Raw genomic sequence first — 8,131 nt, forward strand, 5'->3', positions numbered from 1 at the left:
CTCCTCAGTCTTCCTTCTTCAGCCGCTGCCAGTCGGTTTCGACCGGTACGAGATCTCCCCTGACCCACAGGGGGAGTTGGTCACGGTGGTGGGGTGAGCCGGGCGTGCCGGAGGCGCCCAGCGGAACCACCCAGAGACTGTCCTCGCGGCGGGCCAGGTCCCAGACGTAACGTGCGGCCGGGCCACGCGCGGCGAGGTCGGTGAGCCCGGGCACCGCGGAGGTGCACAGGACGCAGTCGTGGTCTCCGGAGAGGGCGGGGGCGTCCCACGCGCTGTCGGGGAGCGCCTGCCAGGGGGCGAGACGGTGGGTGTCGCCCCAGGTGCCGTGCGGCGGCTCGGCGGCCACCTCCGCCACGGCGGCCCGCACGGTCGCGGCGCGGTCGATGCCGTACAACTCCTCGGCGCGCAGCAGGTGTTCGAGCGCGAAGGCGATGCGGGGGACGAGACCGAGCCAGGGCAGGAGGATGTCGGGGTAGGCGGGCGGGCTGGTCAGGGCCGCGAAGGCGGGGTGCGCGGCGAGCCGTCGTACGACCGCGCCGCGTACGGCGGCGTAGAGGGCGGCCTCCCGGCTGCTCGCGTCCATACGGCGATCCCAGCGCAGGATCGCCTTTCTCACGGACCCGGCCTCGGGGCTCAGGCCCTCCAGGGCCTCGATGTGATCCAGCAGGGGCTGTGCCGAGGCGAGATGGGTGTCCGTGTGGATCGACGGCATGTCGGCGGCCGACCACCGCTCCTTCTCCCGCAGCAGGGCGGTGATGCGGTCCGCCCGGTGCGGCGGGGCGAACTCGACGCCGAGCGGGGTGGCGGGGCCGCGCTGGTTGGCCATCACGGCGATGCCGTCGGTGAGACCGGCGCGGGGGGTGTCGTGCCAGCCCCGCCAGTCGTGCCCGGGCTCCCAGGCGGGGACGGGGCGGAGCCGGTTGGCCTCCGCGCGCACGGGGACCCGGCCGGCGACCCGGTGCAGCAGGCCGCCCTCGGTGTCGGCGGCCTGGACGACGTTCACCGGCTCGGCCCACCGGTCGAACGCCCGGTCCACGTCGGCGGTGCTGCGGGCGCGGAGCAGGGGGAGGAGGGCGCTGAAGCCGAGGTCCTCGGTGACGCGGGGCGGGTAGCGGAGGGCGAGGGCCACGGGCGGGCCCGCGAGGACCTGCCGTTCCGTGTCCGGCACTCCGGTCTCCGAGCCCTCCGGCACTCCCTCGTCGAACTCCTCCGGCACTCCCTCGTCGAACTCCTCCGGCACTCCCTCGTCGAACCCCTCCAGCACTCCCGCCTCCAGCCCCTCCGGGCCGCCCGCGATCACCGGTCCGCGCCCGGTCTCGATCACCTCGATCTCGACCGGGGCCTCCCCCGCCACCTCGACGGTCTCGGTGTGGCGGCCGGCGCGGTGCCAGCGGCCGTCCGGGCCGAGGGCCTCCACACCGGCCCCCGTGCGGCGCAGTCGCTCGCGGTACAGGTCCTGGTAGTCGGCCATGGCGTTGGTGATGGACCAGGCGACGGTGCCGGTGTGCCCGAAGTGGGCGATGCCGGGGACGCCGGGCACGGCGAGGCCGATGACGTCGAACTCGGGGCAGGCCAGATGGATCTGCTGGTAGACGCCGGGGTCCTCGATGTAGCGGTGCGGGTCGCCGGCCAGGACGGCGTGCCCGGTGGTGGTGCGGGCGCCGGCGACCAGCCAGCCGTTGCTGCCGGAGGTGCCCGGGCCGTCGGCGGCGAACAGGCCGACCGCGTCCGGGCCCAGGTGCCGTATCGCCTCGTCCCGCCAGAGCTTGGCCGGGAAGCCGGCGAACAGGATGTGGGTGGCGAGCCAGACGCCGAGCGGCGTCCAGGGCTCCCAGCGCCCGGGGGCGAGGCCGGTGCGGGCGAACTCCGGGGCCGCGGTGCCCGGCAGTTCCTCGTTCACCCCGTCCACGTACGCCCGCACCCACTCGGCCGTCTCCGGGTCCTGTCTCTCCAGCGCGCCGAAGCAGCGTCTCGCCGTGTCCTCCAGACGGGCCCGCCTCGCGAGGATGTCCCAGGACAGGGCCCCGGCGCCGAGGAACGCGGCCGAGGTGCCCTGCGCGCGGTGCCGTTCGACCTCCAGCTGCCAGGCGCGGTCGCGGGCGGTGATCCGGCCCTGGGCGCGGGCGAGTTCGACCGCGCTGCCCGCGCGGAGATGGGGGACCCCCCAGGCGTCGCGGTAGATCTCGATGCTCACCCTCGAACCCGCTTCCCTTTAAGTTAGGCTTACCTAAGTTCTGGTGGGGGAATCGTACGCGAAGGGTGAAACGCCATGGGGCAGGGGCACGGCTGGGAGGGAGCGGTCCTGCGACTGCTGCGGGCGAAGGACTTCGTGTGCACCGTGACCGGCGCCGAGGACGTCACCGACGCCTACCGGCGGGTGTCCCTCACCGACGGCGGGATGCTCGCCGTCACCGGCGTCCACCCGACGATGTGGGTGCGCCTGTGGTTCTCCGCCGCCGGCAAACCGCACCAGCGTGCCTACACCCTGGTCGACCCGGACCCCGAGAAGGGCACGTTCACCCTGGAGTTCGCCCTGCACGACGGCGTCGCCAGCGACTGGGCCCGGACGGCGAAGCCCGGCGACACCATCGAGGCCACCGTCCACGGCACCGGCTTCGACCGCCCCGACCCCGAGCCCACCCATGTCTTCGCCGTCGGCGACCCGGCCTCCCTGCCCGCCCTCAACTCCCTCCTCGGCACCCTGGACTCCTCCCCCGCGACCGTCTGGTTCGAGGGCGGCGACGAGGACCTGCCCTTCCGCACCGACCCGTCCCGCCACGAGGTCCGCCGGGTCCTCCGCCTCGACTCCGGGGCCCACCTGGTCGCCCAGGTGAAGGCGGACCTGCCCGGCCTGATCGAGCGCCACCCGGACGCGTACGTCTGGATCGCCTGCGACACCGCGACCACCAGGACCCTGTCGTCGTACGTCCGCAAGGACCTCGGTGTCCCCAAGGAGCGGGTGAACGCGCTCGGCTACTGGAGGGACCAGCCCGCCGGCTCCCGGTAGAGGCGCGCCGCCGGCGCAGGCATGATCGGGGTCATGGACGTCACCCTGCACCTCGCCCAGGACCCCGAGGCCGACGAACTCCTCGGCCGCTCCCCGCTCGCCGCGCTGGTCGGGATGCTGCTGGACCAGCAGGTCCCGATGGAGTGGGCGTTCAAGGGCCCCCGCACCATCGCGGACCGCCTCGGCGCGAGCGACCTCGACGCGCACGACATCGCCGCGCAGGACCCGGAGGCGTTCGTCGCGCTGCTCTCCGAGAAGCCGGCCGTGCACCGCTACCCCGGTTCGATGGCCAAGCGGATCCAGCAGCTGTGCCAGTACCTCGTCGAGCACTACGACGGCGAGGCCGAGCTGGTCTGGAAGGGCGTGGACGACGGTCGCGAGCTGCTGCGCCGCCTGGAGGAGCTGCCCGGGTTCGGGAAGCAGAAGGCGCAGATCTTCCTGGCGCTGCTGGGCAAGCAGCTCGGCGTGCAGCCGGGGGGCTGGCGGGAGGCCGCGGGCGCCTACGGCGAACCGGAGTCCTTCCGGTCCGTCGCCGACATCACCGGGCCCGAGTCGCTGACCAAGGTCCGCGCCCACAAGCAGGAGATGAAGGCGGCGGCGAAGGCGGCGAGGGCGGCCGGGAAGTCCTAGTCAGCCGGGTGGCCCGCCCCGGTGGCGGCGCGGTCCAGGCCGGTCCCAGCATGGATCATGACCGAGTTCGACGACCGCTTCGAGGACCACCGCTTCCACGACGGTTCCGACGACCGCAAGGTCCACGCGGGCCATCCGCCGGGCACCGCGGCGCACGCGCCCGAACCGCCCCTCGAAGGCCCCCTGCACGCCCTCGCCCAGGCCGCCGTGCAGGTCGTCCTGCTCACCGGGGCCGCCTCCCTGATCCTGGGCGTCCTGGTCCTGATCTGGCCCGGCGCCTCCCTGCTCGCGGCCGGTGTCCTCTTCGGTGTCTACCTCCTGATCAGCGGCGTCTTCCAGCTGATCGCGGCCTTCGGTACGCACAAGACGACCGCCCTGCGCGTCCTGGCCTTCATCAGCGGCACGCTGTCGATCCTGCTGGGCCTGTTCTGTCTGCGCGGCCCCATGCGGTCGATCCTGCTGCTCGCCCTGTGGATCGGGATCGGCTGGCTGATCCGCGGCATCACCCAGACCTTGGCCGCCGCCTCCGACCGCTCGATGCCGGCCCGCGGCTGGCAGATCTTCCTCGGGGCGCTCACCTTCGTCGCCGGGATCGTGCTGATCGACTCCCCCTTCGAGTCGGTCGCCGTCCTCACCCTGGTCGGCGGCGTCTGGCTGGTCGTCGTCGGAGCCGTGGAGATCGTCACCGCGCTCAGCATCCGCACCCGGGCCCGGCAGGTGCCGCGGACGGTGTGAAGGCGTGCCCACGGCGGTCGCCGGCACACCTCGGCACAAGGACTGCTGCGACCGGGTGAATCCCACGGCCGAAGTGATGAAACAGGCGCGTCGGAGGGGGAGACGACCTGCGTGAGCACCGTACGACGCCCCCCGCACCGCCACACCTGGCTGCGCGCGCTCGTGCTGCTCCTGGCCCTGCTGGTCCCGGGCGCCCCCGCCCAGATCCACGCGGCCCACGTCGTGGCCGGTGAGACCGCCGAGCAGGACGTCCTCGACACGGCCCTGCGGCCACCGGCCCGGACCGTCCACCGCGCGACCGTACGGCTGCGTCCCGCTCCCCGACCGGAGCCGGCCCCCGGAGCACCGGCCGACCGCCCCCTCCCGGCGCCGCCGCGGCCGCCGTACGCGCTGCCCGCCCTGCGTTCCGTGGTCCTGCGCTGCTGACGGAGCCCGCTTCCGCCAGGCCCGATCAGCACTCACGCGAGGAACACCGTCATGCCCACCGACCCGTACGCGGTCCTGCGCGCCCTGCTGCGCGCGGAGGCCGCGCGCAGCGCGCCGAAACCGCAGAGCACGAAGAAGAAGCCGCCGGTGAGAGAGGAGAAGCGCGGCTGACCCTCCGGAGGAGGCGGGCCTACCGCCTCCTCCGGGCCGTACCGAAGAGCGAGCGGGTGATCTCCCGCCCGAGCTGTGTGCCCAGCGATCGCGCGAGGGACGTGAACACGCCGCTGCCGACGACCTGCTCGACGACGGAGGGATCCTCCTGACGAGCGGGCGGCTCCGGCCGAGGCCGGGCCTTCATCTCGTCCGGGCCCTTGGCGCCGCGCGAGCCGAGCTTCTCGTAGGCCGACTCCCTGTCCACAGCCTGTGCGTAACGCCCGTGCAGCGGCGAGGCCGCGACCGCCGCGTCCAGGGCACCGGTGTCCACGGGCCCCATGAGGGACTCCGGGGCCCGCAGCCGGGTCGCCGCGACGGGCGTGGGAGCGCCTCTTTCGCTCAGCACCGTGACGACGGCCTCTCCGGTGCCGAGCCCGGTGAGCAGCTCCTCCAGGTCGTACGCGGAGTCGGGGAAGGTCTTCACGGTCGCCTTGAGCGCCTTCTGGTCGTCGGGGGTGAAGGCCCGCAGGGCGTGCTGGACGCGGTTGCCGAGCTGGGCGAGGACGTCGGCGGGTACGTCCTTCGGGGTCTGCGTGACGAAGAAGACGCCGACCCCTTTCGAGCGAATGAGCCGGACGGTCTGGGTCAGGGATTCGAGAAAGGCCTTCGAGGCCCCGTCGAAGAGCAGATGCGCCTCGTCGAAGAAGAAGACGAGCTTCGGCCTGTCCACGTCACCGACCTCGGGCAGCTCGTGGAACAGATCGGCGAGCAGCCACATCAGGAACGTCGAGAAGAGCCGCGGCCGGTCCTGTACGGCGGCCAGCTCCAGGACGGACACCAGCCCGCGCCCGTCGTCGGCCGTCCGCAGCAGTTCGGCGGTGTCGAACTCCGGCTCCCCGAAGAAGTCGGCCATGCCCTGCGCCTCGAAGGCGGTCAGGGACCTGAGGATCACTCCGGCCGTGGCGGTGGACAGCCCGCCGATGTTCTTCAGCTCCGCCTTCCCCTCCTCGGAGGTCAGGAAGGCGACGACGGCCCGCAGGTCCTTCAGGTCGACCAGTTCCAGCCCCTTCTGGTCGGCGTAGTGGAAGATCAGGGCGAGGGACTGCTCCTGCGTCTGGTTGAGCTGGAGCACCTTGGACAGCAGCACCGGCCCGAAGCTGGTGACGGTGGCCCGGACGGGGATGCCGTGCCCGATGCCGCCGAGCGCGTAGAACTCGGCGGGAAACCCGCGAGCGGCCCAGGTCTGGTGCACGTCCGCGGCCCTGGCCTGCACCTTCTCGTTCCGCAGACCCGGCTGGGAGATCCCCGAGACATCGCCCTTGATGTCGGCGAGGAAGACCGGAACCCCCTGCGCCGACAGCTGCTCGGCGATGAGCTGGAGCGTCTTGGTCTTGCCGGTGCCGGTGGCACCCGCGACCAGCCCGTGCCGGTTGAGCATCGGCAGCGGGATCCTGACCTGCGCGTCCGGCAGACAGACGCCGTCCCACAGCAGTGCCCCCAGATCGAGGGCGGGCCCCGCGAAGGCGTAGCCGGAGGCGATCTCCAGGGCCTCCCGGGGCAGCGCGGCAGAGCCGGACTGTGCCTCCGGCATGGACCGGTCGGCAGTTCCCGCGGCGGCCCCCTGGACGCCCTCCGATGGGGTCTTTCGCTCGCTCACACCAAACCCCTGCTCCCACTACGCCCCGTTTCACGCCTTTTTTCCAGCGTCGCACTCGCCCGCCATGGCTGCGCCCGGAAGGTCTTGACCGGTAGGCTTTCCGTGTGATCTTCAAGCGCATCGGAAACGGCCGGCCGTACCCCGACCACGGCCGGGAAAGCACCCGGCAGTGGGCGGACGTCGCACCGCGCCCGGTCCGCCTCGATCAGCTGGTGACGACCAAGGGCCAACTCGACCTCGAAACCCTGCTCGCCGAGGACTCGACGTTCTACGGCGACCTGTTCGCGCACGTCGTGAAGTGGCAGGGCGACCTGTACCTGGAGGACGGCCTCCACCGCGCGGTGCGGGCGGCGCTCCAGCAGCGACAGGTGCTGCACGCGCGCGTGCTCGAGCTGGACTGAGTGACCACGCTGTAAAGGTTTGACCCTTTCGGGTTCTCCTGCGTGGCGGTCAATGATCATCTAGTAGGAATCGCCGCCCGGGCGCACTACGCTGCGCCCATGAGCATGCTGACGCCCCCCGGCATGGGCGGTAAGTACCGGATCACGGGAGACAAGTACCCCCGGATGCGTCGGCCCCGGCGGCGCGGCAGGCTCGTGCTCGGCGTCGTCGCCTCCGTCGCCGCGCTGAGCCTGGTCGGCTGGGGCACGCTCCAGCTCATCGACGTGTTCACGGGCGGCGGGGACGAGGCCTCCGCGGCGGGCGCCAAGTCGGACTGCGTGAAGAAGTCCGGCGCGTCCCCCTCCCCCTCCACGGCCCCGCTCCCCAGGCCGAACCAGATCACCGTCAACGTCCTGAACGCCACGGCGCGCGGCGGGCTCGCCAAGAAGACGGCGGACGAACTGAAGAAGCGGGGCTTCAAGATCGGCGACGTGGGCAACGCGACGGCGACCTACGACAAGAAGGTCAAGGGCACGGGGATACTTCTCGGCCCGTCGTCCGCCCTCAAGACCTCCCTGCCGGTCCTGGCCACGCAGCTCGCCTCCGCGGAGACCCGCACGGACACGCGCAAGGGGGCGGAGGTCGACCTGATCATCGGGGCCGCCTTCAAAACCCTCACACCGAAGTCCTCCGCCGACAAGGCCCTGGCCACGCTGAACTCGCCTGCGCCGACGGGTACGGCGGTCAAGAAGGGTTGCTGAGTTTGCCTTAGGTGGGCTGGGGCGGGGCGCCTAGGGGGGTGCCAGGTGCGGTGGTCGGGCGGGTGCGGGCCGGTGGGGGCTGGTCGCGCAGTTCCCCGCGCCCCTAGGGGATTGCAGTTGGCCTGCGCCGGGACGGACCGTTCTCTCCCCCTGGCGCGCCACCGCGGGCCGTTGGCCGCGTACGGCGGGAAGGGGACGGGGTGGGGGGTGTCCGCCCGCAGCGGCCGGCGTCCGTTACAGGGCACTACTCAAGTGACCGAGCCGCCGGACCGAGGACGGATACCCCCCACCCCCCCCCCCCCCCCCCCCCCCCAAAACAAACCCCAAAACCACCCCCCCCCCCCCCCCCCCCCCCCCCCCCCGGCGATATTGGGGCCGGGG

The 8,131-nt window shown here is 72.6% G+C and carries 8 protein-coding genes; 6 read left to right on the forward strand and 2 right to left on the reverse strand.

Going from position 1 to position 8,131, the window contains the following annotated elements; genetic code table 11:
• Positions 1-4: 4 nt before the first annotated feature.
• Positions 5-2,194 carry a penicillin acylase family protein gene (locus ACFYZ8_RS30795; protein WP_388542152.1) on the reverse strand — a complete coding sequence of 730 codons (2,190 nt, stop codon included), beginning with the start codon at positions 2,192-2,194 and terminating at the stop codon, positions 5-7.
• A 75-nt stretch (positions 2,195-2,269) separates the two neighbouring features.
• Between ACFYZ8_RS30795 and ACFYZ8_RS30800 the strand changes: the two genes are divergently transcribed.
• From ACFYZ8_RS30800 to ACFYZ8_RS30815, 4 genes are all read left to right on the forward strand, one after another.
• The gene (locus tag ACFYZ8_RS30800) at positions 2,270-3,007 is read left to right on the forward strand and encodes a siderophore-interacting protein (protein WP_388542154.1); all 738 of its coding nucleotides are present in this window, start codon (positions 2,270-2,272) and stop codon (positions 3,005-3,007) included.
• A gap of 33 nt (positions 3,008-3,040) precedes the next feature.
• Positions 3,041-3,637: an HhH-GPD-type base excision DNA repair protein gene (locus ACFYZ8_RS30805; RefSeq protein ID WP_388542156.1), complete on the forward strand. Its 597-nt coding sequence runs from the start codon at positions 3,041-3,043 to the stop codon at positions 3,635-3,637.
• Between the two features lie 57 nt (positions 3,638-3,694).
• Positions 3,695-4,372, forward strand: a complete 678-nt coding sequence (locus ACFYZ8_RS30810; RefSeq protein ID WP_388542158.1) for an HdeD family acid-resistance protein — start codon at positions 3,695-3,697, stop codon at positions 4,370-4,372.
• Between the two features lie 111 nt (positions 4,373-4,483).
• Positions 4,484-4,798, forward strand: coding sequence for a hypothetical protein (locus tag ACFYZ8_RS30815; RefSeq protein ID WP_388542160.1), 315 nt, complete (start codon positions 4,484-4,486; stop codon positions 4,796-4,798).
• 190 nt (positions 4,799-4,988) lie between these two features.
• On the opposite strand, the gene ACFYZ8_RS30820 is transcribed toward ACFYZ8_RS30815, so the two are convergent.
• The gene (locus tag ACFYZ8_RS30820) at positions 4,989-6,542 is read right to left on the reverse strand and encodes a helicase HerA-like domain-containing protein (RefSeq protein ID WP_388542162.1); all 1,554 of its coding nucleotides are present in this window, start codon (positions 6,540-6,542) and stop codon (positions 4,989-4,991) included.
• A 170-nt stretch (positions 6,543-6,712) separates the two neighbouring features.
• Between ACFYZ8_RS30820 and ACFYZ8_RS30825 the strand changes: the two genes are divergently transcribed.
• Together ACFYZ8_RS30825 and ACFYZ8_RS30830 are read left to right on the forward strand one after the other, a co-directional pair.
• The gene (locus tag ACFYZ8_RS30825; RefSeq protein WP_003999914.1) at positions 6,713-7,009 is read left to right on the forward strand and encodes a type II toxin-antitoxin system VapB family antitoxin; all 297 of its coding nucleotides are present in this window, start codon (positions 6,713-6,715) and stop codon (positions 7,007-7,009) included.
• A gap of 99 nt (positions 7,010-7,108) precedes the next feature.
• The gene (locus tag ACFYZ8_RS30830) at positions 7,109-7,750 is read left to right on the forward strand and encodes a LytR C-terminal domain-containing protein (protein WP_388542164.1); all 642 of its coding nucleotides are present in this window, start codon (positions 7,109-7,111) and stop codon (positions 7,748-7,750) included.
• The last annotated feature ends 381 nt before the right edge of the window (positions 7,751-8,131 follow it).

This window comes from Streptomyces sp. NPDC001668, assembly GCF_042893155.1.
Classification (GTDB): Bacteria; Actinomycetota; Actinomycetes; order Streptomycetales; family Streptomycetaceae; genus Streptomyces.

Excerpts from the sequence above, each read along its gene's own strand:
- ACFYZ8_RS30800 (WP_388542154.1), top strand. The coding sequence starts at position 2,270 with ATGGGGCAGGGGCACGGCTGGGAGGGAGCGGTCCTGCGACTGCTGCGG.
- ACFYZ8_RS30805 (WP_388542156.1), top strand. The coding sequence starts at position 3,041 with ATGGACGTCACCCTGCACCTCGCCCAGGACCCCGAGGCCGACGAACTC.
- ACFYZ8_RS30810 (WP_388542158.1), top strand. The coding sequence starts at position 3,695 with ATGACCGAGTTCGACGACCGCTTCGAGGACCACCGCTTCCACGACGGT.
- ACFYZ8_RS30820 (WP_388542162.1), bottom strand. The coding sequence starts at position 6,542 with ATGCCGGAGGCACAGTCCGGCTCTGCCGCGCTGCCCCGGGAGGCCCTG.
- ACFYZ8_RS30830 (WP_388542164.1), top strand. The coding sequence starts at position 7,109 with ATGAGCATGCTGACGCCCCCCGGCATGGGCGGTAAGTACCGGATCACG.